Origin of the sequence: Mesorhizobium sp. WSM2561 (assembly GCF_000513915.1) — a bacterium.
Lineage (GTDB): Bacteria > Pseudomonadota > Alphaproteobacteria > Rhizobiales > Rhizobiaceae > Mesorhizobium > Mesorhizobium muleiense.
The window spans coordinates 238641-262497 of the sequence record NZ_AZUX01000002.1 but is presented as its reverse complement, the minus strand read 5'-3'; the positions used below and the strand labels follow the sequence as shown (position 1 = coordinate 262497).

General features: G+C 63.0%; 21 protein-coding genes. 8 read left to right on the top strand and 13 right to left on the bottom strand.

The window, feature by feature from the left end; genetic code table 11:
* Positions 1 to 119: 119 nt before the first annotated feature.
* Positions 120 to 548, bottom strand: a complete 429-nt coding sequence (locus tag M727_RS39665) for a DUF995 domain-containing protein (protein WP_198032593.1) — start codon at positions 546 to 548, stop codon at positions 120 to 122.
* Positions 549 to 890: 342 nt separating this feature from the next.
* Positions 891 to 2018, bottom strand: a complete 1128-nt coding sequence (locus tag M727_RS0104345; protein WP_027151642.1) for a PQQ-dependent sugar dehydrogenase — start codon at positions 2016 to 2018, stop codon at positions 891 to 893.
* Between the two features lie 296 nt (positions 2019 to 2314).
* On the opposite strand from M727_RS0104345, the gene M727_RS0104340 reads away from it, so the two are divergent.
* The 3 genes from M727_RS0104340 (at position 2315) to M727_RS0104330 (ending at position 3793) form a co-directional block, all read left to right on the top strand.
* Positions 2315 to 2740 carry a globin family protein gene (locus M727_RS0104340; protein ID WP_027151641.1) on the top strand — a complete coding sequence of 142 codons (426 nt, stop codon included), beginning with the start codon at positions 2315 to 2317 and terminating at the stop codon, positions 2738 to 2740.
* A gap of 65 nt (positions 2741 to 2805) precedes the next feature.
* Positions 2806 to 3132 carry a hypothetical protein gene (locus tag M727_RS0104335; RefSeq protein WP_027151640.1) on the top strand — a complete coding sequence of 109 codons (327 nt, stop codon included), beginning with the start codon at positions 2806 to 2808 and terminating at the stop codon, positions 3130 to 3132.
* Between the two features lie 127 nt (positions 3133 to 3259).
* Positions 3260 to 3793, top strand: a complete 534-nt coding sequence (locus tag M727_RS0104330; RefSeq protein WP_084646629.1) for a DUF2380 domain-containing protein — start codon at positions 3260 to 3262, stop codon at positions 3791 to 3793.
* A 74-nt stretch (positions 3794 to 3867) separates the two neighbouring features.
* Here M727_RS0104330 and M727_RS0104325 read toward each other — a convergent pair whose 3' ends face one another.
* The 5 genes from M727_RS0104325 to M727_RS0104305 are packed head-to-tail and all read right to left on the bottom strand — an operon-like array spanning position 3868 to position 9149.
* Positions 3868 to 4698 (bottom strand): dipeptide ABC transporter ATP-binding protein, encoded by an 831-nt coding sequence (locus M727_RS0104325; protein ID WP_027151638.1) that lies wholly within the window; start codon positions 4696 to 4698, stop codon positions 3868 to 3870.
* Positions 4695 to 5570, bottom strand: coding sequence for an ABC transporter ATP-binding protein (locus M727_RS35815; protein ID WP_051505513.1), 876 nt, complete (start codon positions 5568 to 5570; stop codon positions 4695 to 4697). Before M727_RS35815 ends, M727_RS0104325 begins: the two co-directional genes overlap by 4 nt.
* 2 nt (positions 5571 to 5572) lie before the next feature.
* On the bottom strand, positions 5573 to 6490 hold the full coding sequence (locus tag M727_RS0104315) for an ABC transporter permease subunit (protein WP_027151637.1): 918 nt from the start codon (positions 6488 to 6490) through the stop codon (positions 5573 to 5575).
* Between the two features lies 1 nt (position 6491).
* A complete protein-coding gene (locus M727_RS0104310; RefSeq protein ID WP_027151636.1) occupies positions 6492 to 7499 on the bottom strand; it encodes an ABC transporter permease subunit in 1008 nt (335 codons plus the stop codon).
* A 57-nt stretch (positions 7500 to 7556) separates the two neighbouring features.
* Positions 7557 to 9149, bottom strand: a complete 1593-nt coding sequence (locus M727_RS0104305) for an ABC transporter substrate-binding protein (RefSeq protein WP_023802896.1) — start codon at positions 9147 to 9149, stop codon at positions 7557 to 7559.
* 428 nt (positions 9150 to 9577) lie between these two features.
* Between M727_RS0104305 and M727_RS0104295 the strand changes: the two genes are divergently transcribed.
* Both M727_RS0104295 and M727_RS35810 read left to right on the top strand, forming a co-directional pair.
* The gene (locus M727_RS0104295; protein WP_027151634.1) at positions 9578 to 11512 is read left to right on the top strand and encodes a long-chain fatty acid--CoA ligase; all 1935 of its coding nucleotides are present in this window, start codon (positions 9578 to 9580) and stop codon (positions 11510 to 11512) included.
* 86 nt (positions 11513 to 11598) lie between these two features.
* Positions 11599 to 12288, top strand: a complete 690-nt coding sequence (locus tag M727_RS35810) for a 50S ribosomal protein L11 methyltransferase (protein ID WP_084646639.1) — start codon at positions 11599 to 11601, stop codon at positions 12286 to 12288.
* On the opposite strand, the gene M727_RS0104285 is transcribed toward M727_RS35810, so the two are convergent.
* On the bottom strand, positions 12272 to 12994 hold the full coding sequence (locus M727_RS0104285; protein ID WP_027151633.1) for an HAD family hydrolase: 723 nt from the start codon (positions 12992 to 12994) through the stop codon (positions 12272 to 12274). The genes M727_RS35810 and M727_RS0104285 overlap by 17 nt on opposite strands.
* Before the next feature lie 5 nt (positions 12995 to 12999).
* Complete coding sequence (gene pgi, locus M727_RS0104280) at positions 13000 to 14643, bottom strand: glucose-6-phosphate isomerase (RefSeq protein WP_027151632.1); 1644 nt, start codon at positions 14641 to 14643, stop codon at positions 13000 to 13002.
* A gap of 421 nt (positions 14644 to 15064) precedes the next feature.
* Here pgi and M727_RS0104275 point away from each other — a divergent pair, with 421 nt between their 5' ends.
* Entirely contained in the window at positions 15065 to 16558 is a 1494-nt protein-coding gene (locus tag M727_RS0104275; RefSeq protein WP_023802891.1) for a PLP-dependent aminotransferase family protein, read from the top strand.
* Positions 16559 to 16752: 194 nt separating this feature from the next.
* Positions 16753 to 18342, top strand: a complete 1590-nt coding sequence (locus M727_RS0104270) for a trimethylamine methyltransferase family protein (protein ID WP_027151631.1) — start codon at positions 16753 to 16755, stop codon at positions 18340 to 18342.
* A 108-nt stretch (positions 18343 to 18450) separates the two neighbouring features.
* Here M727_RS0104270 and M727_RS0104265 read toward each other — a convergent pair whose 3' ends face one another.
* The 3 genes from M727_RS0104265 to M727_RS35805 all read right to left on the bottom strand — a co-directional run bounded on the left by M727_RS0104265 (position 18451) and on the right by M727_RS35805 (position 21243).
* On the bottom strand, positions 18451 to 18849 hold the full coding sequence (locus M727_RS0104265; protein ID WP_023802889.1) for a hypothetical protein: 399 nt from the start codon (positions 18847 to 18849) through the stop codon (positions 18451 to 18453).
* A 184-nt stretch (positions 18850 to 19033) separates the two neighbouring features.
* Positions 19034 to 20428: a chromate efflux transporter gene (gene chrA / locus M727_RS0104260; RefSeq protein ID WP_027151720.1), complete on the bottom strand. Its 1395-nt coding sequence runs from the start codon at positions 20426 to 20428 to the stop codon at positions 19034 to 19036.
* Positions 20425 to 21243, bottom strand: a complete 819-nt coding sequence (locus M727_RS35805; protein ID WP_036261415.1) for a chromate resistance protein ChrB domain-containing protein — start codon at positions 21241 to 21243, stop codon at positions 20425 to 20427. The genes chrA and M727_RS35805 overlap by 4 nt, the downstream gene beginning before the upstream one ends.
* Before the next feature lie 187 nt (positions 21244 to 21430).
* Here M727_RS35805 and M727_RS0104245 point away from each other — a divergent pair, with 187 nt between their 5' ends.
* Positions 21431 to 21850 carry a GFA family protein gene (locus tag M727_RS0104245; RefSeq protein ID WP_027151629.1) on the top strand — a complete coding sequence of 140 codons (420 nt, stop codon included), beginning with the start codon at positions 21431 to 21433 and terminating at the stop codon, positions 21848 to 21850.
* A 176-nt stretch (positions 21851 to 22026) separates the two neighbouring features.
* Here the strand turns inward: M727_RS0104245 and M727_RS0104240 are convergent, their stop codons facing one another.
* Positions 22027 to 23832, bottom strand: a complete 1806-nt coding sequence (locus tag M727_RS0104240; protein ID WP_027151628.1) for an IlvD/Edd family dehydratase — start codon at positions 23830 to 23832, stop codon at positions 22027 to 22029.
* Between the last annotated feature and the right edge of the window lie 25 nt (positions 23833 to 23857).

Genomic DNA, 23857 nt, shown 5'->3' with positions numbered 1-23857 from the left:
ATGCTGGCTCGCCCGGTGTCGAAGGAGCCGCAATTGGACAGCCAGCACATCCTGCGGCAGTCCTAGAGAGGACGGCCGGTGCGCTCCCGTCCATCCTCCGAGAAGTCCGTTCGCTGGGCCTAAGACTTGGTTAGTTTCGCGTATTCCTCGGATACCTTGTCTCCGGCTTTTAAGATTTTCGCCTCGCTTTGGTAATAGTCGCCCTTTTTGGGTTTGGAGCCATCATAATGGGTCGACCACAACGTCCAAATCTTTTTCCCGTCCTTGTACCACTTCCAGCAGTCGGTTGCCGTGCCGGAATCGCCGGACTTGATCTTCTTCCAGCTAACTTTCATGCAATTTCTGTTTGAAGAAACAGCCGAGCTACCCGTAAAAGTGACCTTCTCCTTCAAGTTGTAGCCAACGACTGTCCCGTTTGGAGCAAAGAAAGCTCGACTAGAGGCGTCCCAGACCGCAGATTTTCCTGAATAGACAGAACGCACTTCATCTGCGGACATGGGTTTAGCGTTCTTCGGCAAATTATCGGCCGATGCGGTCGATACATGCATTGTCAGAATCGAAGCCAATATGGAGAATGCTGTTGAATGAATTGGTCTCATAACCGCTGCTCCCCTTCGTTGATTGCCATGGAGTGATCGCGGCTCCGCGTGCGTGTAGTTTTTTTACCCCAAGGGCTGCGGACCGCATGAAGAGAGTCTGAAGTGTTTCCTGGTCCGGTTCATGACCCAATTGGGCCATGGCACGTGAAATATTGTTGTTTCAGCACGAGCATCTGGACGACGTTCCCAGAGCGCAACAAAATCAGCAGCTTCTGTGGCAAATGCAGGACTTTTGAATTTCACACAGTAGAGTGACCAGTTCAGAAAACGCGCCTGTCGCGCCGCGCGGCATCACTGCGACGCTGCCGGCGTCAGTCGCAATATCTTTCCCGCTGGTTCGTCGGTTAGCGCCATGACCGCGCCGTCGGGAGCCTGCACCACGTCCCGGATACGCCTGCCGAGAGCGAGGACTTCCTCGCCGGCGACCTGCTTTCCGTCGATCCTGACACGAACGATGCCTTCCGCCGACAGTCCGCCAATCAAGAGGTCGCCTCTCCAATCGGCAAACATGTCGCCGGTGTAGAAGGTCATGCCAGAAGGCGAGATGACGGGCGTCCAGCTATGGATGGAGTCGGCAAACTCCGGCTGCGTCGACGGCTCGGGGATGCGTTCGCCAGAATAGTGCCGGCCCCAGCTGACCTCGGGCCAGCCGTGATTCCTGCCCGCTTGCGGAATGTTCAACTCATCGCCGCCGAGCGGTCCCATTTCCGCCGTCCAGAGCACGCCGGTTTCGGGATGGAGCGCAGCACTTTGCACATTGCGATGGCCGTAGGACCAGATCTCGTCGGTGCCGTCCTTGCCGACGAAGGGATTGTCGTCAGGCACGGAACCATCGGGGTTGATGCGGACGATCGTGCCGAGATGATTGTTCGGATCCTGCGCCTCTCGCATCTTGCCGCGCTCACCGAGCGTGACGAAGAGCTTGCCATCCGGCGCGAATACCAGGCGGGAGCCGTAGTGCAGCCGGCTGGATACGGCTGGTTCCTGGCGGAAGATCACTTCGAAGTTCGAAAGCGCGCTGCCGTTCTCGTCCAGGCGTCCACGGCCGACCGAGGTGGCCGCGCCGCCGCCGCGTTCCTCCGAATAGGAGAGATAAACCGTTCGGTTGTTGGCAAAGTCCGGATCGAGCGCCACATCCAGCAGACCGCCTTGTCCGCTGGCAAGGACGTCCGGCACACCGTCGATCGGGTCGGAAACGGCTCCGTCGGTCGAGACGAGCCGCAGGCGCCCGGGACGCTCGGTGACCAGCAACGCGCCGTCGGGCAGGTAGGTCGCGCCCCAGGGATGCTCAAGCCCTTCGGCAAAGGTCTCGACCGCAACGCGGCCTGTTTCGCTCTCGATGCTGCTGTCCTGCGCGAGCGTGGTCGAGGGCGCACCGAAGGCGAGAAGAAAAGACGAAGCAATGAGTATCCGCAGCATGATTTCTCCATCCGAACGGAGGCATAGGGGAGGAGCCGCCGGCTCCCCGATATAATGACCGACTGCCGATGCAGTTCCAAGCTGGCACCGCGCCCCAGGTTTCAGCTATGGCCAGGTCGAGGTCGGCGAGAGTTCGGCCTGGCACTCTCGGCGTGCCTCTAGATAAAGAAGACAAATGAGCGCGAACTGAAAACCAATTGAGACACAACTGAAACACATCCAGGCGCAGGCGACATGCATGCGAAACGCTTTGGGGCGATGATCGCCGCAAGACCAGGAACGCAGGAGCGTCGCCGATGACACCCGACCAGATCAGACTTGTCCAGGACAGTTTTCGCGAGATCGTGCCGATCCGCGTGGCCGCCGCCGCGCTGTTCTACGAGCGCCTGTTCGCGATCGACGCGGATCTTCGCGCGCTGTTTCCGATGACAGACATGACCAAGCAAGGCGCCAAGCTGATGGCGAGCCTCGGCTTCGTCGTGCATGGACTGGAACGTGCCGACACCATCCTGCCGACGGTTCGCGTGCTCGCCAGGCGTCACGTGACTTACGGCGTCGAGGAGCGTCATTACCCGATCGTCGGGCAAGCGCTCATCGAGACGCTGGCGGCCGGCCTCGGCACGGCTTTTACGCCGGCTGTCCGCGAGGCTTGGGAGGCGGCCTACGGGTTGCTCGCCAGCGTAATGATCGCGGCTGCCCGTGAGGATCAGCTCGCCGCGTAATTTTTGGGGATGCAGCCGCAGGCGACCACCCACCCAAACGACAATTCCAAATGGAGAGAAACACGATGTTCAGATACACAGCACTTGCGGCGCTTTGCGTCGTGGCAGGTTCCGCTTCTGCCGGCGAACTCACGGCCCGTCAGGGTGGGACCGTCGATCTCGGCAATTTTCATGGCGTCGTCTACTACACGGAGGCGGATGACGGCTACCGGGTGGTCACCACGATGGCGGCGGGCGAAGAAAACCTGCCAGTACGCTTCGTCGCGACCCTCAGCGAGGGCCAGGCGTTCGTGATCTCGGTCCCGGGCGCGTTGGCAGGGGCCGGCCAGGCACTCGAAATCTCGCGCGCCAAAGGCAAGCTGGTTGTCGCGGAGGTGGAGTCCACCCAGTAACGGGTTGAAAGTTGACGTCGCGACGCAACCGGGTAGTCTGCGCCCGCTTCCGCGTCTTCCAGCAGCGCGAAGAGACAAATCGGCACCGTCATTGGGATGGGTATCGTCCTAACCTCGGAGAAACGAGATGCTCAAGGTGCAAAGTGCGGAAGTTCGATTTCGACTTTTTGAGTGTCGACAATTTTTCCTGATCCTGATGGGCGCTGGTCTACTTGCGCCGGCCGCTTTTGCCGATGTCGTCGAGCCAGCGACCCTCGCCGTCGCGGATTTCGAGTTCAGGGATACATCAGGCGAAGTCAGGGACCAGACCGCCGAACACGAAGCGCGACTGAAGGCATTTGGCGTTGCGTTGCAGGATGGCCTTTCGGAGAAGATCAAGCTCGTCGCGTTACCCTGTCAGGCAGAACAGTGCACCATCAAGGACCCCGGCCTTGTCGATCTCTCGAAACAGGCAAAAACAGCCAGCGCGAAATATCTCCTGATCGGTCAGGTGCACAAGATGAGCACGCTGGTCGGCTGGGTGAAGTTTGCAGTGCTGGATTTGAGCAACAACAAACCTGTCTGCGATCGATACCTGACTTACCGGGGAGATACCGACGAAGCATGGCGGCGAGCAGCAGAGTTCACCGCGCGTGACGTCGAGAAGCACTGCATTCCGTAGGAATCGCGGTCGCTGCAGCCTTTGATCGGCCGGCGCCCTAACCTCAGCATGGGCTGGGTACCGCAATTGCGGCGTCAGGCGGCCTTCTTCTTCGCCAGCCTCGCCTTGATGCTGGCGACGTCGGCGCGCGGCGTCGCCGCGAACAGCGTTTTGGTGTAGCTGTGCTTGGGGTCGGCAAAGACCTCGTCGCGCGAGCCGTATTCGACGGCCTCGCCGTAATACATGACCATCACCTCGTCGGCGATGTAGCGCACCACCGACAGGTCGTGGCTGATGAAGACATAGGTCAGCTCGAACTCGTCCTGCAGGTCGGCGAGCAGGTTGAGCACCTGCGCCTGCACCGACAGATCGAGCGCCGAGACCGGTTCGTCGAGCACCAAAAGGCTCGGATTGAGCATCAGCGCGCGGGCAATGGCGATGCGCTGGCGCTGCCCGCCCGAGAACATGTGCGGGTAACGGTTGTAATGCTCCGGTCCGAGGCCGACCTTCTTCAGCATCTTCATGGCGAGATCGCGCCGTTCGTCGGCTGGCGTGTCGGTGTTGATGAGCAGCGGCTCGCCCAGCACGTCGCCGATCTTCTGGCGCGGATTGAGCGAACCGTAGGGGTTCTGGAAGACGATCTGCACCTTGCGGCGCATCTCCTTAGTCAGCCCATCCCTGGCGATGTCGACCTTGTTGCCGTCGATGAAGAGCTCGCCCGCCGTCGCCGGATCGATCAGGGTGATGATACGGGCGAGCGTTGACTTGCCGCAGCCGCTTTCGCCGACGATGGCCAGCGTCTTGCCCTTGTCGACGCTGAACGAAACGCCCTTGACCGCATGCACCGTGCGCGAGGGACGAAACAGGCCGCCGCCGACATGATAGTCGCGCACGATGTTCTTGCCTTCGAGAACCGTCACGCTCATGACGCGGCTCCCGTTGCAGTCCCGCTCCCAGCAGCAGAGGGGGCCGGTTCGAACAGCATGTCGGAAATGGTCGGCAGCCTGTCGCCGACGGCGTTTTCCGGCAGCGCCGACAGCAGCGCCCGGGTGTAGTTGCTCTTCGGCTGCTCGAACAGCGACAGAACGTCGGCCTCTTCCATCTTGCGGCCCTTGTACTGGACGATGACGCGGTCGGCGGTCTCGGCCACGACGCCCATATTGTGGGTGATCATGATCAGGCCCATGCCGTATTTGGCCTGCAGGCCGACCAAAAGATCGAGGATCTGCTTCTGGATGGTGACGTCGAGCGCGGTGGTCGGCTCGTCGGCGATCAGCAGCTTGGGATTGCAGGCGATGGCGATGGCGATCATGACGCGCTGGCACTGGCCGCCCGACATCTGGTGCGGGAACGAGTTCAGCCGCTCTTCCGGATCGGCGATGCCGACCAGCTTCATCAGTTCGATGGCACGGGCCCGGCGCTGGGCGCGGTCCATGCCCAAATGGAAGCGCAGCACCTCCTCGATCTGGAAACCGGCGGTGAAGCACGGGTTGAGGCTGGCGATCGGCTCCTGGAAGATCATCGAGATGTCCTTGCCGACGATCTTGCGGCGCTCGGACGGGCTGAGCTCAAGCAGGTCGATGCCGTCGAAGGCCATGCGATCGGCCTTTACCGTCGCCGTGTTCGGCAACAGCCCCATCACCGCCAGCATCGCCACCGATTTGCCGGAGCCGGATTCGCCGACGATCGCCAGCACCTCGCGCGGCTCGATCGACAGGTCGATGCCTTGCACGGCCATGAACGGTCCGGCGGCGGTATCGAACGACACGGTAAGGTTCTTGATCTCGAGAAGAGGCATGGTCACGACCGCTTCAGCTTGGGGTCGAAGGCATCGCGCAGGCCATCGCCGATCAGGTTGATGGCGAGCACCGTGATCAGGATGGCAAGGCCGGGGAAGGTCACCACCCATGGCGCTCGCAGGATGAACTCGCGCGCCGTGGCCAGCATCGTGCCCCATTCCGGCGTTGGCGGCTGCGCGCCGACGCCAAGGAAGCCGAGAGCCGCGGCCTCGAGAATGGCGTTGGAGAAGGACAGCGTCGCCTGCACGATCAGCGGCGCCATGCAGTTCGGCAGGATCGTCTTCACCATCAGCCTGAGATGACTGGCACCGGCCACCTTGGCGGAGATCACATATTCGCGGTTCTTTTCGGCCATCACTGCCGCGCGGGTGAGCCGCGCGAAATGCGGCTGCAGCACCAGCGCGATCGCCAGCATGGCGTTGAACAGGCCGGGCCCGAGGATCGCCACCAGAACCAGGGCAAGGAGCAGCGACGGGAAGGCCAGAATGACATCCATGACGCGCATGATCAGCGTATCGACCCAGCCGCGGAAATAGCCGGCGAGCACGCCGAGGACGATACCGCTGGTCAGCGAGAAAACGACGACGACCAGACCGATGAACAGCGAGAACCGCGCCCCGAAAATCAGCCGCGAAAGCATGTCGCGGCCAACGGCGTCGGTGCCGAGCAGGAACATCGATCTGCCGCCCTCCTGCCAGGCCGGCGGCGACAGCAGCGCGTCACGAAACTGTTCGTCAGGCGAATGCGGTGCGACCAGCGGCGCGAAGATCGCCACCAGCACCAGGGCAGTGAACACGACCAGGCCGATGACGGCGCCGGTGTTCATCGAGTAGTAATGCCAGAACTCGGTGAAGGCGCGTTGCCGGCCGCCGGTCGGAATGGAGGCGGCGGTGGCTTCTGCCGTGGTTTGGTCGGTCATCTCACTGCACCCGGATACGTGGGTTGATGACGGCGTAGAGCACGTCGACGATCAGGTTCACCGCCATGACGATCAGCGCGATGATCAGCAAGCCGCTCTGGACGACAACATAGTCGCGCTTGGCGATCGCGTCGATCATCCACTTGCCGATACCGGGCCAGGAAAAGATCGTTTCGGTCAGGATGGCGCCCGCCATCAGCGTGCCGACCTGCAGGCCGATGGTGGTAACGACGGGGATCAGCGCATTGCGAAAAGCGTGGAGCCCGATGACGCGACGCGGCGCCAGGCCCTTGGCGCGGGCGGTGCGGACGTAGTCTTCGCCCAGCACCTCCAGCATCGCCGACCGCGTCTGGCGCGCTATGACGGCGAGCGGGATCGTCGCCAGCACGATCGCCGGCAGGACAAGATGACTGGCGGCGGACCTGAAAGCGCCGCTCTTGCCGGAGATCAGGCTGTCGATCAGCATGAACCCCGTCGTCGGCTTGAAGAAATATTGAAGGCCGATGCGGCCGGACACCGGCGTCCAGCCGAGATAGCCGGAGAAGAAGATGATGAGCAGCAGCCCCCACCAGAAGATCGGCATCGAATAGCCGGTCAGCGCCACGCCCATCGTCGCCTGGTCGAACCAAGATCCGCGCTTGACCGCGGCGAAGATGCCGGCGGGAATGCCGATGAGCACGGCGATGATCAGCGCGATCGTCGCCAGTTCCAGCGTCGCCGGAAACAGCGCCTGGAATTCACCGAGCACCGGCCGCTTGGTGGCGAGCGATATGCCGAAGTCGCCGGTCAGGACCCTGCCGATATACTCGAGATACTGGACGACATAAGGCCGGTCATAGCCAAACCGCTCGACAAGCTCGGCATAGCGTTCGGGACTGACGCCGCGCTCGCCGGCGAGCGCCGTGATCGGGTCGCCCGGCAGAAGCCGGACGAAAGCGAACGCCGCCAGCGATATGCCGAACACGGTCGGGATGATCAAGGCGAGCTTGTGGAGGAGATAGCGGAGCATCTTGCTTCATAGAACGGCGGCGCTTTAAGTCCAGCGCCGCCGTTCTATTTCTCAGCGTTATTCGGCGACGTCGACGCCGTCAAACCGATGAATGCCGAGCGGGTCCATGACGAAGCCGGTAACCTTCTTGTTCATCGGCATGAAGACCTTGGAATGGGCGATGGTCAGCCACGGCGCCTCACGCTTGAACACGACCTGAGCCTCCTCGTAGATCTTGGTGCGCTCGGCGACATCCGTGGTCGCCTTGCCCTTCTGCAGCAGGGCTTCGAACTCCTGGTTGCACCAGATCGCATAGTTGGACTGGCCGATGGCATCGCAGCCGAGCAGGAACAGGAAGTTGTCCGGGTCGCCATTGTCGCCGGTCCAGCCGAGCTGGAAGGCGCCGTCACGGTCCTTCTGCTTGCCGCGTTCGCGATACTCGGTCCATTCGTAGCTGACGATCTCGGCCTTCACGCCGATCTTGGCGTAATCGGCCTGGATCAGTTCCGCGACCCGTTGGGCGTTCGGATTGTACGGGCGGCTGACCGGCATTGCCCAGATCTTCATCGACAGATCGGTGACGCCGGCATCCGTCAGCATCTTCTTGGCCGCGTCCGGGTCGTACGGGTCGTCCTTGACCTCCTTGTTATAGGACCACATCGTCGGCGGGATCGGGTTTATCGCCGCCTGGCCAGCGCCCTGATAGACCGCATCGAGAATGGCCTGCTTGTTGACGGCCATGTTGAGGGCCTTGCGGACCTCGACCTTGTCGAAGGGCGCCTGCGTCGTGTTGTAGGCCATGTAGCCGATGTTCAGGCCTTCCTGCTCGTCGACCTTGAGGTTCGGGTCGGCTTTCAGGCCGGCAATGTCGGCCGGCGCCGGGTACGACATGATATCGCACTCGCCCGCCTTCAGCTTCTGCGCGCGCACGGCCGGATCGGTGGTGATGGCGAAGATCAGATCATCGATCTTCTGGCGGCCGCCATAGTAGCCGTCCCATGCCGCGTAGCGGATGACCGCGTCGACCTGGTAGTCGACGAACTGGAACGGACCGGTGCCGATCGGCTTCTGGGTGAATTGCTGCCTGGTGCCGGCCTTGTCGAGCTGGTCGGCATATTCCTTGGAGACTATCGAAGCGAAATCCATGCCGAGATCCGGCAGGAAAGCGACCTCAGGCTTGTTCAGGACGAATTTCACCGTCAGGTCATCGACCTTGACGATTTCCTTGAGAAGATCCGGGAAGCCCATGCCGGCAAAATATTCCCAGCCGGTGCCTGCCAGATAGTCGAACCACGGGTTTTCCTTCTTCCACTGGCGTTCGAAGGAGAAGATCACGTCGTCGGCGTTGAGATCGCGCGTCGGCGTGAAGTAGTCGGTGGTCTGGAACTTCACGCCCGGCCGAAGCTTGAACGTGTATTCGAGACCGTCGTCGGAAACCGTCCAGCTCTCTGCGAGGCCGGGTGTGATGGTGGTCTTGCCGTGTTCGAACTCGACCAGGCGCGAATAGATGGTGCGCGACGACGCGTCGAAGTCGTTGCCACCGCTCCACGGCGACGGGTCGAAGCCGGCCGGCGACGCCTCCGAGCAGTAGACCAACTGCTTGGCATTGGCCATGCCGCCGAGGACGCTTGCGGCCAGCAACGCGGCCGCAAAAGTCAGTTTCTTTTTCATGGAGGACTCCCTGATGTTCTTCCAAGCCCCTCTATCAGGCTCGTGAAGCGCGCATATAAGCACCGTTTTTCCGGCTTTGGAACACCCCGTTTGCCTACCCCATGGGAAGCAGAATTTATTTCTGCGCACTCGCCAAAAAGGAGAAGGAAATGTCAATTACCGCCTATCACGGTAATGTTAACGACTGCATTTTTTTATTGATCTTCAACCCGGCGTTGGTGAGGAACTGCGACCTTCGGCTGGTCGTTGCCGCGGACGATTTCTTCCCACCTTGCCGCAGGGACAGACTTGCACGGCTGCCGATAGTCGCAATACATAGATGACAGGCTGGATTTCCTGGATGCCGGCAGCAGCGGAGGACGTCTCTGTCATTCGGAGGCGACGCGGCGAGCAGGCAGAGACAATAAGAACAATCGAGGGAGGGACGAGTGGCAAAAACACCAAGGACGACGGCACCAGCGACAGCCAAGGCCAAAACTGCTGCGAAACCGGCCAGCCCCGACAAGCTAAAAGCGCCGACGGCCAAAGCCAAGCCGAAGGCGGCCGCGGTGCCCGCGACGGCCAATGTATCCGCGAAGGGTGGCGCAAAGCCCGCCGCCGCCAAACCAGCGGCGAAGGCGGCACCGACAGCGGCTGCATCGACGTCAAACCCAGGTCCGGCCACAAGGTTGCCGAATGTGGTTGCCGCCGGATTGCCGGAAAAACCCTGGCTCAAAAGCTATCCGAAAGTCGTTCCGGCCGAGATCGGCGCTCTGCCCTTCGGCTCCATCGGCGATCTGCTCGCCGACGTCTGCAAGCAGTACGCCAGCCGGCCCGCCTTTACCTGCATGGGCAAGACCATCACCTATGCGGAAGTCGAGCGGCAATCGGCCGCCTTCGGCGCCTATCTGCAATCGACGGGACTGCCGAAAGGCGCACGCGTGGCGCTGATGATGCCGAACGTGCTGCAATATCCGGTGGCGATGATGGCAGTGCTGCGCGCCGGCTATGTCGTGGTCAACGTCAACCCGCTCTACACGCCGCGCGAGCTGGAACATCAGCTCAGGGATTCCGGCGCGCAAGCCATCGTCATTCTCGAGAATTTCGCCAGCACCTTGCAGGCGGTGATCGCCAAAACGGCGGTCAAGCATGTCGTGGTCGCGGCGATGGGCGATATGCTTGGCGGCGTGAAGGGGACGATCGTCAATCTCGTCGTGCGCCGCGTGAAGAAGATGGTGCCGGCCTGGTCGCTGCCGGGCCATGTCAAGTTCAACGCCGCGTTGAAGGCAGCCGCCGGCATGAATTTCAAGCCGGTGCATGTCGCTGCCGACGACGTCGCCTTCCTGCAATATACCGGCGGCACCACCGGCATCTCGAAGGGCGCGGTGCTGCTGCACAGCAACGTGCTGGCCAACGTCGCGCAGAACGCGCTGTGGATCGAGGACGCCTTCACGGTCAAGCCCAAGCCGGCGCATCTCAACTTCATCTGCGCGCTGCCGCTCTATCATATCTTCGCGCTGACGGTGAACGCACTGATGGGCATGCAACTGGGCGGCCAGAACATACTCATTCCCAATCCGCGCGACATTCCCGGCTTCGTCAAGCAACTCGGCAAATACCCGATCCACATCTTTCCAGGCCTCAACACGCTGTTCAACGCGCTGCTCAATAATGAGGATTTCCGCAAGCTCGACTTCAAGCCACTGATCCTGACGCTCGGTGGCGGCATGGCGGTGCAGAAGGGTGTCGCCGAACGCTGGAAGGCGTTGACCGGCTGCCCGGTCACCGAGGGCTACGGGCTTTCGGAAACCTCGCCGGTGGCCACCGCCAACACATTCAGCGACGGCAACTTCACCGGCACGATCGGCCTGCCGCTGCCCTCGACCGAGATCGCCATCCGCGACGACGACGGCAATGATTTGCCGCCCGGCGAAGTCGGCGAGATCTGCATCCGCGGACCGCAGGTGATGGCCGGTTACTGGAACCGGCCGGACGAGACCGCCAAGGTGATGACCAAGGACGGTTTCTTCAAGTCGGGCGACATGGGCTTCATGGACGAGCGCGGCTTCACCAAGATCGTCGACCGCAAGAAAGACATGATCCTTGTGTCCGGCTTCAACGTCTATCCGAACGAACTCGAGGAAGTGGTGGCGCTGCATCCGGGCGTGCTCGAAGTTGCCGCGATCGGCGTGCCGGACGAGCATTCAGGCGAAGTGCCGAAGCTGTTCGTCGTCAAGAAGGACCCGTTGCTGACCGCAGAGGTGCTGACTGTGTATTGCCGCGAGAACCTGACCGGTTACAAGCGGCCAAAATACATCGAGTTTCGGACCGAACTGCCGAAGACGCCGGTGGGCAAGATCCTGCGGCGGGCATTGCGGGAATAGGGACAATTTTGGCCGATAGCCTTACTGTCGATGACGCGGCGGATACGCTTTCCCGTCCCGATCCGCTAACCTTCATCAAGGCGAACATGCGTATCGCCCCTGTTGCCGCGCTTCCCGAAATCCGGCTTTATGCAGCCCATCCAGCGAGCGGACTGTGGCGGCTGACGCGTCCACAAGGACGAGCAGCCGAGCCGGAAGAAGAAGCAAACGAAGCCGACGAGGATGGCCCCGAGCCGCAGCCTCCTTACTGGGCCTATGCCTGGGCCGGCGGCGCGGTGCTTGCCCGCTACATCCTCGATCGGCCGGAGACCGTAGCTGGGCTTCGCGTGCTCGATCTCGGCGCCGGGTCCGGCCTCGTCGGTATTGCCGCGGCAAGGGCCGGCGCCAGCGAAGTGATCGCGTCCGAGATCGACCGCAATGGCGTCGCCGCGCTTGGTCTCAATGCGGCGGCGAACGGCGTCGCAATCGCGGTCGTCGGCGAGGATATCACCGCTGGTCCGCCGCCGCCGGTGGACGTCGTGGCAGCTGGCGACTTGTTTTACCGGCAAGATCTCGCCGACCGGGTCATCCCCTTCCTCGACCGCTGCCTTGCCGCCGGCATCAATGTGCTGATCGGCGACCCGGGCCGCGCCTACCTGCCCCGCTCGCGGCTTCGCCTTCTGGCCGAATATCAGGTGCCGGATGTCGGCCAAGCAAAAGGCGCGGCGACGAAGCCGAGCGGCGTCTTCTCGTTCGAGCCGGAGCAACTCGGAGGCGAGTTCAGATCGTCTCCTTGACCCTTGCCGAAAGAAAGTCGGGCAGATCGGCAACCGAATCCAGAATGACGTCGGCGATCTGCGACAGCGATTCCCGCGTGCCGGTGCCGGAAAGCACGCCGATCGCCAGACCGCAGCCGCCGGCCCGCGCCATCTCCAGATCGTGGCGATTGTCGCCGACCACGGCGATCGCGGCAGGCCTCAGGCCGGTCAGGTCCGAGAAGGCGAGGATCGTGTCGGGCGCCGGTTTCGGATTGGCCACCGCGTCGTAACCATAGGCGGCGTCGAACAGCTGCGCGACACCCAGCGTGAGCAATGTCTTCTCCGCGCCAGTGGTCGAATCGTTGGTGGCGACGCCGAGCCGGTAGGATTTCCTGTGAAGAACGCCAAGCGTCTCGACGATGCCCGGCAGCGCCACCGCCATCGACGAGCCCTGCACCGACGTGATCTCGTTGAAGCGAGCGACGGCAAGCATCTGGTCTTCATCCGACAGCCGCGGAAACCAAAGCTCGACGACATCCATGTTGGTGCCGGAGGCAAAGATGGAATCGGGCTTGAAGCGTTTGGTGGCGAAATCGTAGCCCGCCGCGGCAAGCAGCCTGTCGGCCCTCCAGCGGTCGCCCTCCGCCGCATCCATCGCCATGAAATCGGCAACACCGAGCCACGTCGCGTTGAAGTCGACAAGGGTGCCGTCCTTGTCGAACAATATTCCTTTGATCTCGGCCAAGCCGCTTACTCCGATCCGCGCAATCGATGGATGTGTCCCACCAGTCCGGCAGTCGAAGCGTCCCGCTTTGCGGCATTCTCCTTGCCTTCCACGACAGGCAGTAGCCCGGTCGCCAGTTCCTTGCCCAGCTCGACGCCCCATTGGTCGAAGGAATTGATGTTGAAGAGCGTGCCCTCGACGAAGACGCGGTGCTCATAGAGCGCGATCAGCCGTCCGAACGTATGCGGATCGAGTTGTCTGTAGAGGATCGTCACCGAGGGCCGGTTGCCGGAGAAGACGCGATGCGGGGCGATCCTGTCGACCTCGGCGGGCGCCATGCCCTTTGCCAGCATCTGCGCGCGCGCTTCCTCCAGCGTGCGGCCCTTCATGAACGCCTCCGACTGCGCCAGGCAGTTGGCGAGCAACAGGTCGTGGTGATGCTTGAGATCCGGCTCATGGCCGATGGCTGCGGCGAGGAATTCGACCGGAATGAAATCGGTGCCCTGGTGCAGCAGCTGGAAGAAGGCGTGCTGGCCGTTGGTGCCGGGCTCGCCCCAGACCAGCGGGCCGGTCGGCGTCGTGACAGCGCCGCCGTCGAGGGTGACGCTCTTGCCGTTCGATTCCATGTCGAGCTGCTGCAGATAGGCCGGCAGCCTGGACAGGCGTTGGTCGTAGGGAATGACGGCGCGGGCGGGGTATTGGCAGATCACCCGATGCCACCAGCCGATCAGCCCCATCAGCGCCGGCAGGTTGCTGGCCAGCGGCGCCGTCTGGAAATGTTCGTCCATCGCATGCGCGCCATCGAGAAAGGCGCGAAAATTCTTCGGGCCGACGGCGATCATCACCGGCAGGCCGATCGCGCCCCACACCGAATAGCGTCCGCCGACCCAGTCCCAGAAGCCGAAGACGCGATCGGACGCAATGCCGAACTTGGCCACCAGGTCGAGCGCCGTCGAGACGGCGGCGAAATGCTTGCCGACCGCTTCCTTGCCGAGCGCCTTCTGCACCCATTCGCGCGCCGTCTCGGCATTGGTCATCGTCTCGATGGTGGTGAAGGTCTTGGAAGCAACGATGAACAGCGTGGTTTCGGCGGAGAGGCCCTTCAGCGTGTCGTGGATATGGGCGCCGTCGATGTTGGACACGTAATGCGTGCGCGGCCCGTCGTGATAGGGCGCCAGCGCCAGCGTCGCCATGGCCGGGCCAAGGTCGGACCCGCCGATGCCGATGTTGACGATGTCGGCGATTTTCTTGCCGGTGGCGCCGGCCGCCTTGCCGGATCGCACGGCATCGGCGAAGCCGCCCATCGCATCGAGCACGGCGACAACCTGCGCCTTCACGTCCTGACCGTCGAGTACGATGCCCTTGCCGTTCAGGTTGCGCAGCGCGGTGTGCAGCACGGCGCGGCCTTCGGTGACGTTGATCTTCTTGCCCGAGAACATCGCAGCGCGCCGGCCTTCGATATCCGCGGCTGCCGCCAGCTTCTCGAGCAGATCCATCGTCTGCGCATCGACCGCGCATTTCGACCAGTCGAGCAGCAGGTCGCCGTCGGTGGCGGAGAATTTTTCGAAGCGCTGCGGATCGGCGGCGAAAGCCTCGCGCATGCTGCCCGATTTGGCCGCACGGTGATCGCGCAGGGCGTCGAGCTGTTTTTGAAAGGACGATTGATCCACTGCCTCACTCCGAGCCTTGAAATGCCAACATAACAGACCGGGTGTTTCCGGCGCGTGTCGTCGCGGCGAACTATCTAGCCGAAATCCACTGGTTTCAATGCGCCGCGATGACGCGTTGCGTCAGGCAGGGGATGACGCAACGCGTCACGCTGGGGATGCCGCGTTGCGTCAGGCAGCGGGATGACGCTTTGCGTCACCAGCGGGATGACGCTTTGCGTCACCCTTGGGAATGACGCGCTGCTTCACCAGCGGGATGACGCTTTGCGTCACCCTGGGATGACGCTTTGCGTCACCCTTGGGGAAGGATCACTGGCGTAAATCCCAGTGATCAGAAAAATTGATTGGCGCAACAGCTTGTGCCACCGGTACATTCGACTGGTCCAGCCAGGTGAAAAAGGCTGGCCATCGAGGAACATCTCCCATGCCACAGCGAAACGACACGGCCATATGGTCCGGCTTGTTCCGGATTTCGGCGGAATCCGGCCAGACCCTGCAGGCGCAGATCCGTCAAGCGATCGTCGCCGCCATCCTCGACCGGCAAATCGCCGCTTCGATGCCGCTTCCGTCCTGCCGGATCCTGGCCGAGAAACTCGGCGTGGCGCGCGGCACCGTGGTGCTGGCCTTCCAGCAGCTCGTCGACCAGGGTTTCCTGGTGGCGCGCGAACGGCGCGGCCATTTCGTCAATCCGGACGTGCTGGCGACGCCGGCCAAACCGCACCAGAAGGCGCCAGACCAGGCCAACGAGATCGACTGGAAGGCGCGCCGGCAGATCGCGGCCAGCGACATGCCGCCGCCGGCCAAGCACGACAACTGGATCAAGTCGTCCTACCCCTTCGTCTATGGCCAGTTCGATCCGGCACTGTTCCCGACCGCCGAGTGGCGCGAGTGCAACCGCATGGCGCTCGCCGTGCTCGAGATCCGCAATTGGGCGTCCGACATGGTTGACCGCGACGATCCGCTTTTGATCGAGCAGATCCAGGCCAGGCTGTTGCCGCGGCGCGGGATCTTCGCCAATCCCGATGAGATCATCGTCACGCTCGGCGCGCAGAACGCGCTCTACATGCTGGCGACGCTGCTGATGACAAAGGGCTCCAAGGTGGCCATGGAAGACCCCGGCTATCCCGATGCACGCTCGATCTTCCGGCTGGCGGGTGCCGACGTCGCACCGGTTCCGGTCGACCATTCCGGCATTGTAACCGCTTCTATTCCCAACGATTCCGGCTTCGTCTTCGTGACGCCCAGCCACCATTGCCCGACCATGGTGCCGCTGTCGGCGGAGCGCCGGCAGGACCTGCTGGCGCGCGCCAACCGCCATAACCAGATCATCATCGAGGACGGCTATGACAGCCAGCTTCTGGACGAGGCGCCGCAGCAGGCGCTGAAGAGCCTCGACCGTTCCGGCCGCGTCATCTATGTCGGCTCGATGTCGAAGACGCTGGCTCCGGGCCTTAGGCTCGGCTACATTGTCGCCTCGGCCGGGCTGATCTCCGAGCTTCGCGCGCTGCGTCGCTTCATGCTGCGTCATCCGCCGGCCAACAACCAGCGCGCGGTCGCGCTGTTCCTGTCGCTTGGCCATCACGAGGCGCTGGTGCGGCGGCTGTCGAGCGCCTTCGACGAACGGCGCAAGCGTCTGATCCATGCGATTTCCGCCTTTCTGCCGGAGTGGCGCTCGACCGATTCCGCCGGCGGCGCGTCGCTCTGGCTCGAAGGGCCGCGCGGCACCGATTCGCGCGGGCTGGCCGAGGCCGCCGCCTCGCGCAGTGTCATCATCGAGCCCGGCGACCGCTTCTTCGACCGCACCGAAAAGCCGTCACGCTTCATGCGGCTGGGCATCTCCTCGATTGCGCTGCAGCACATCGAGCCCGGCATCCGCGAACTGGCGACGGCGGCCGGGCGCAGGCCGGCCGCCGCCTGATGCCTCGTCGGGGCCGTGACCGGCCACCGTTGTTTAGCCCCCTGGCATATGCGACGGGACCGTCTGGCTCATAGGCTGTGCCAATGCCGGCGGCATAGTTCGACGCATAAGGGGACGAAGCGGCCGATGGTGGACCAACCACCTGGTGGACCAACCACCGCCGCCCGCTTCGCAGTTAAAGGTGGAGTGCCTCGATGTCAGTGGCTGTTGAGAAGCCGGACACGCCCTCGGACCAGCGTTCGCGGCGTTCCGGCGGGCGCGAAGCGCGTCGCGCCATGCGGGCAGCACCCCTTGCCGACGATATCAAGCCGGTGCGCGCCGGCCTCGAAGGCGGTAGCTACGGGCCGCTCAGCGAAAACGACCGCGAGCGCATTCACGAAGCGGTGCTGACGCTGCTTGAAACGGTCGGCTTCGCCAATGCCATCCCATCCTGCATCGAGGCATTGACCGAGGCCGGTGCCACGCTCAACGAGGACGGCCGCATCCGTTTTCCGCGCGCGCTCGTCCTCGACACCATCAAGAAGGCGGCACGCCATTTCACCCTGCATGGCCAGGATCCCAAGCACGACATGCTGATCCAGGGCAAGCGCGTGCATTACGGCACGGCGGGCGCCGCGGTGCATCTGGTCGACGTGGAGAAGCGCTGTTATCGCGAGTCGCTGCTGCAGGACATCTATGACGCGGCGCGCATCGTCGAAGGGCTCGACAACATCCATTTCTTCCAGCGGCCGATGGTGCCGCGCGACATCCCTGATCCGCTCGACATGGATTTCAACACGCTTTACGCCTGCGTGATGGGCACGTCGAAGCATGTCGGCACATCCTTCACGGTGCGCGAGAACGTCAAGCCGGCGCTCGACATGCTTTACGCGATTGCCGGCGGCGAAGATAATTTTCGCGCCCGGCCTTTCGTCTCCAATTCGAACTGTTTTGTCGTGCCGCCGATGAAGTTTGCCGAGGATGCCTGCGGCGTGCTCGAGGCCTGCGTCGAAGGCGGCATTCCGATCCTGCTGCTGTCGGCCGGCCAGGCGGGCGCCACGGCGCCGGCGGCGATCGCCGGTGCGGTGGTGCAAGCGGTGGCCGAGGTGCTCGCCGGCCTCGTCTATGTCAACGCCATCAAACCCGGGCATCCGGCGATCTTCGGCACCTGGCCGTTCGTCTCCGACCTCAGGACCGGCGCCATGTCCGGCGGCTCGGCCGAGCAAGCGGTGCTGACCGCTGCATGCGCCCAGATGGCGCAATTCTACGACCTGCCCGGCGGTTCGGCCGCCGGCATGACGGATTCGAAACTGCCCGACATTCAGTCCGGTTACGAAAAGGGCATCACCGATGTGATGGCCGGCCTGGCCGGCCTCAACCTTGTCTACGAATCGGCCGGCATGCACGCCTCGCTGCTCGGCTTCTGCCTGGAAAGCCTGATCATTGACAACGACATGCTCGGCCATTGCCTGCGCTGCGTGCGCGGCATCGAGGTGACCGATGAGTCGTTGTCGATAGACACCATCGCCGAGGTCTGCCTGAAGGGGCCGGGTCATTACCTCGGCAACGAGCAGACGCTGCGGCTGATGCAGACGGAATATTTCTATCCGGCGGTCGGCGACCGCTTTTCGCCGAAGGAATGGAACGAGAAAGGCAGGCCCGACATCCTGCAGCGGGCGATCATCGAGAAGAACCGCATCCTCGCCGAGCGCTTCCCGCGCCACGTGCCGAAGCCGGTCGACGACAAGTTGCGCGCCCGCTTCGGCAATCTGATCCAACTGCCGCGCAGCGGCATGGGCGGCTGAAGACGGTTCTCGTCAAAACGGTCAGAGACTAATCCATCCCGGCAAAATCGGGATCTGTTTGACCATGATCGTTTCCGAAAACCGGGTTCTACTTTTCGGGATCATGGTCTAGTCGGCGCTCAACCCGTAGCGGTCGACGACCTCGCCACTGATCAGCTTGGCATGCAGCGTCATCAGTATGATTTGCGCATCGAAGCTGTCGCCGGCCTCGAGTGCCGCCTCGAGCCGGCGCTCCGCATCCAGCCTATGTCGAAGGCCGTTGGATTGCTCGAATGCGTCCGGCCCGGCAATACAATAGCCAAGCAGCTGCGCCACCGGCGGGTAGGCTTGTGGCGGCGGCTCGTCGGGCCAGTGGTCCTTCATCAGATTGACGATGGTGAGCTTTGCTCCCTCCGGCACAAGGGCGGGATGAAGGTCAACGCCGCGTAGCGCGGCGTCGAGTTGCCTGAGGTCGCCTGAACGGCCGAACATTCCAAGGAAGCCTAGGGAGGAGCGCCGTTTCGCCATGATGTTCCTATCCGAATGCCCGAAACCGCAACGAAGCGCCGTCCGCAGGCAGCCGCTAAAGCGCGTCGCATTTCAGCCGGCCGCATGCGACGCGCTTTAGGTTGTTGTTTTATGCATGTCGTTATCGCAAAACCGCTGCACACCCTCGGGTCAGGCCCGAGGGCATGCTTTTGCGCGACATGCATTAACCACTCGCTGCCAGCAACAGAACACCGGCGAGGGCCGATCCCGCAAGCGTCGGCAGCATGCCGATCTTCAGCTTCAGAATGGCGATCATGGCAGCACATGACAGCAGCGCCGCGCGCCAGTCGATCGATGAGAGCACCGGCACGTCGGTTCCAAGCCCGACGTTGCGCACCTCGCCGAAGATGACGTGCAAGCCGAACCACAGAGCGAGATTCATGATGACGCCGACGACGGCGGCGGTGATCGCGCCCAGCGCCGCCGACAGCGCCTTGTTGTCGCGCAGGGATTCGATATAGGGCCCGCCGAGGAATATCCAGAAGAAGCAAGGCGTGAACGTCGCCCACAGGGTGAGCATCGCCCCAAGCGATCCGGCAAGCAGCGGGCTCAACGATCCGGATTGGCGGAACGCGGCCAGAAAGCCGACGAACTGCAGGACGAGTATGAGTGGACCCGGCGTGGTTTCGGCAAGCCCGAGGCCATCGACCATCTCACCGGGTGCGAGCCAGCCGAAGGACTCGACCGCTGCCTGCGCGACATAGGCAAGGACTGCGTAGGCGCCGCCGAAGGTGACGACCGCCATGACGCTGAAGAAGCCGCCGATCTGCGTCCACACACTGGTGGATCCGGTAAAAGCCCAGATCAGCAGCATCGGCCCGAGCCAGATCGGCAGCCAGATCGCGACGGTGCGCGGCGCATGCCATCGCGTCGGCTGGGTGTGGGCCAGTTCGCCGCGCTCGAACATCAGGTCGACTGCGCCCTTGATGTCGGGAACCGCGTCCTTGCCGTGCGCCGCGCCGGAAAAAAGCGCTGGCGCAACACGATTTCCAATCCAGCCCGTCAGGCCGGCAAGCAGGACGATGAGCGGAAACGGCATGTTCAATGCATAGATGGCGATGAAGGCGGCGAGCGCGATCGAAACCATGACCCGGTTCTTCAGGGCCCGTCGTCCGATCCGGATCATCGCCTCGATCACGATGGCGAGCACGGCCGCCTTTACCCCGAAAAACAGCGCCTCGACGAGCGGAGTGTCGCCATACAGCGCATAGAGGACGCTCAAGGTGAGCATCACAAGCGCGCCCGGCGCGACGAACAGGATGCCGGCGACCAGGCCGCCGATCGTCCGGTGCAGCAGCCAGCCGATATAGATGGCGAGTTGCTGGGCTTCAGGGCCGGGCAGCAGCATGCAGTAGTTCAACGCATGCAGGAAACGTTGCTCGCCGATCCAACGCCGTTCCTCGACCAATTCCCTGTGCATGAGCGCGATCTGGCCGGCCGGCCCGCCGAAGCTGAGCAGGCCGATTTTCGCCCAAAGTTTTACGCCTTCACGGAAGGATGGCGCGGCCGGCGCTTCGACGATCTCGACCGTTTTGGCAGAAGTCCCCGTTTCGCTCATGATGGCTTGCTCGCGCTTGGCCAGTTGTGCGTCTCCTCGGTGGCGTCGCGGCACCATCGGAAAAACGCGTCGTAGAGCAGCATTCCTGCCTCCAGCTGTTCCAGGTCGTCGCGAAACATCCGCGACAGGCCAAGCGAGGCGGCCAGGAATCCGGCTGCCTGGGGAACCAGATCGAGGCGTGCGGTATCGGTTGCGCGCACGATCATGGCCAGGCGGTCGAGCGCCTCGGATTCGAGCCCGAACTCTTCGATCATCGTATCGAAGGTGCAGCACTCGCCCCGGTGAGTCCAGAACACATTGTCGATGTCGAAAGGCACGGCCTGAAAGCGGTCCGCAGTGGCCGACACTTCGGCCGCCTCGACAAAGAGGAAGACCGCGCTCGGATCGATGAAACGCCTGATCAGCCAGGGGCAGGCGATGCGATCGACCTTCGGGCGGGCCCGCGTCACCCACACGGTGCGGCCTTTTTCATCGCGGGGCGGTATCTTGCCGGCATTGATCAAAGGCCCCTTGCCATCGCGCCAGGCTTCGAACCCGCCTTCGAGGGATTCGGCACTGACGCCCTCATGCCGCAGCCATGCGGCCACGCCTTGCGAGAGCTTTTGCCCTCTTTGGCAGACGACCGTCACTCGGCTGCCGGCGAATTCGGATGCCCAGGTCGACACGGTTTTGAAATCACGCCGGTTTGAGGCCGGCAGCAGGCGCGGATCGGCGCTGTAATCCTCCTCGATGCGAACATCGATGATCGCGGGCGCGCCCGGCAGACCAATCAGACGGGACAGTTGCGATACGGTGATAGCGGTTGTCGACGGCATGGCGTCCACCTCCCTGAGAGAGAAGCTTGGACGCGAACGTTGGGCTGACGCCTCACGGGGTCGTCGCGATGCACCCCTTGCCATGATCGTGGATTTGTCGCGCCCGCTTGTCAAGCGCCATGCCTGGAGCAAAGGATGCTCTGGCTCCGGCGGGCGGCAGAGCCAGGACACGTCTGGGAGGAAACCCATGAAAAAGACCTATCACGGCAGCTGCCATTGCGGTGCAGTGCGTTTCGAAGCCGAAATCGACCTCACTGAGGGCATCCGCAAATGCAATTGCAGCTTCTGCTGGAAACTCGGCTACCGGAAATCTTTCGCCGCCTATGAGGCCGTGCGGGTGACGGATGGCCGCGACCGGATGCGGGAGTACAAGGCGACGCCGTCGAACTGGCCGGAAGGCGACATCAACCACTATATGTGCCCGAACTGCGGCGCGAATTTTCTCTCGCGCGGCTATCTGGATTTCATGGGCGGGAATTTCTGGGCGGTGAACGTCGCCTGCCTCGACGACGTCACCGAAGAGGAACTCGCCGCAGCCCCGATCGTCTACGAGGACGGCAAGCGCGACAGGCAGGACCAGACGCCGGAGATCACTGTTTATCTATAGGCGCTTGGGTGCGCCTCTTCCTTCTCCTCTTGTGGGAGAAGGTGGATCGGCGCGCAGCGCCGAGCCGGATGAGGGGTGCTGGACGGAACGCGGTCGGAGCCAAGCTGGAGCACCCCTCATCCGTCGCCTTCGGCGACACCTTCTCCACAAGGGGGAGAAGGCAAGAAAAGAGGCGTTCAGTGATTGTCCCGCGGCACGCCGCTGGTGTGCGCCACGTCCTGGTATTTCACCGCCGGCTTCAGCACCATTCCTTCGGAAAACTGGTCGACCATGCCGCGCTGGATCTCCTGCCATGGCGTCTGGTGCTTGGGGTAGCGATAGCCGCCATTGTCCCGCAGCTCGGCGCGACGGCGCGTAATCTCGTCGTCGGTGACGAGAATGTCGGCGGTGCCCTTGCGCAGGTCGATGCGGACGCGGTCGCCGGTCTTCAATAGCGCCAGCCCGCCGCCTATGGCGGCTTCGGGCGAGGCGTTGAGGATCGACGGCGAGCCCGAGGTGCCCGACTGGCGGCCGTCGCCGATGCAGGCCAGCGCATGGATGCCCTTCTTGATGAGATGGGCCGGCGGCTGCATGTTGACGACTTCGGCGCCGCCGGGATAACCGATCGGGCCGGCGCCGCGCATGAACAGGATGGTGTGCTCGTCGATGCCTTGCGCCGGATCGTCGATGCGGGCGTGGTAGTCCTCTGGCCCGTCGAAGACCATGGCATTGCCCTCGAAGGCCTCGGGGTCGTTCGGGTTCGACAGATAGCGCTCGCGGAATTCGGGCGAGATGCCGCTGGTCTTCATGATCGCCGAATCGAACAGATTACCCCTAAGATTGATGAAACCGGCATTGTCCTTCAGCGGCTCGGCGACGGTGCGGATAACATCGAGATTCTCGTTGACTGCCGCGCTGCAATTGGCGCCGATCGTCTTGCCGTTGACCGTCATGGCGTCGGGATGAGGCAACAGCCCGGCCTTCATCAGTTCGGCCACCACCGCCGGCACACCGCCGGCATGGTGATAATCCTCGCCGAGATACTCGCCCGACGGCTGCAGGTTGACAATGAGCGGTATCTTGAGGCCGACCGTCTGCCAATCGTCATTGTCGAGCGGCACGCCGAGATGGCGGGCGATGGCGTTGAGGTGGATCGGCGCGTTGGTCGAGCCGCCGATAGCCGAGTTGACGACGATGGCATTCTCGAAGGCCTGGCGGGTCATGACGTCGGAGGGTTTCAAATCCTCATGCACCATGTCGACAATGCGTTTCCCCGTCTCATAGGCGATCTGGCCGCGCTCGCGGTAGGGCGCCGGAATGGCGGCCGAGCCCGGCAGCTGCATGCCAAGCGCCTCGGCCAACGAATTCATGGTGGTTGCGGTGCCCATGGTGTTGCAATAGCCGGTTGACGGCGCCGAGGAGGCGACGATGTCCATGAACTCGTCATAGCCGATCTCGCCGGCCGACAGACGCTGGCGCGATTCCCAGACGATGGTGCCGGAGCCGGTGCGCTTGCCCTTGTGCCAGCCGTTGAGCATCGGGCCGACAGACAGCGCGATAGCCGGAATGTTGACGGTGGCAGCGGCCATCAGCAGGGCCGGCGTCGTCTTGTCGCAGCCGATGGTGAGCACGACGCCGTCGAGCGGATAGCCGTAGAGCACCTCGACCAGGCCGAGATAGGCGAGGTTGCGGTCGAGTGCGGCGGTCGGGCGTTTGCCCGTCTCCTGGATCGGGTGGCACGGGAACTCGAAAGGGATGCCGCCCATCGAGACGATGCCCTCGCGCACGCGCTTGGCCAGTTCGAGATGATGGCGGTTGCAGGGCGAAAGATCCGAGCCGGTCTGGGCGATGCCGATCAGCGGCTTGCCCGACATCAGTTCGGCACGCGTCAGCCCGTAATTCAGGTAGCGCTCGAGGTAAAGCGCCGTCATCCCCGGATTGTCGGGATTGTCGAACCACTCCTGCGAGCGAAATTTCTTTTTCTGCGTGGGGGCGCCGGCCATCATGGTCTCCGTATTTGTATGACAA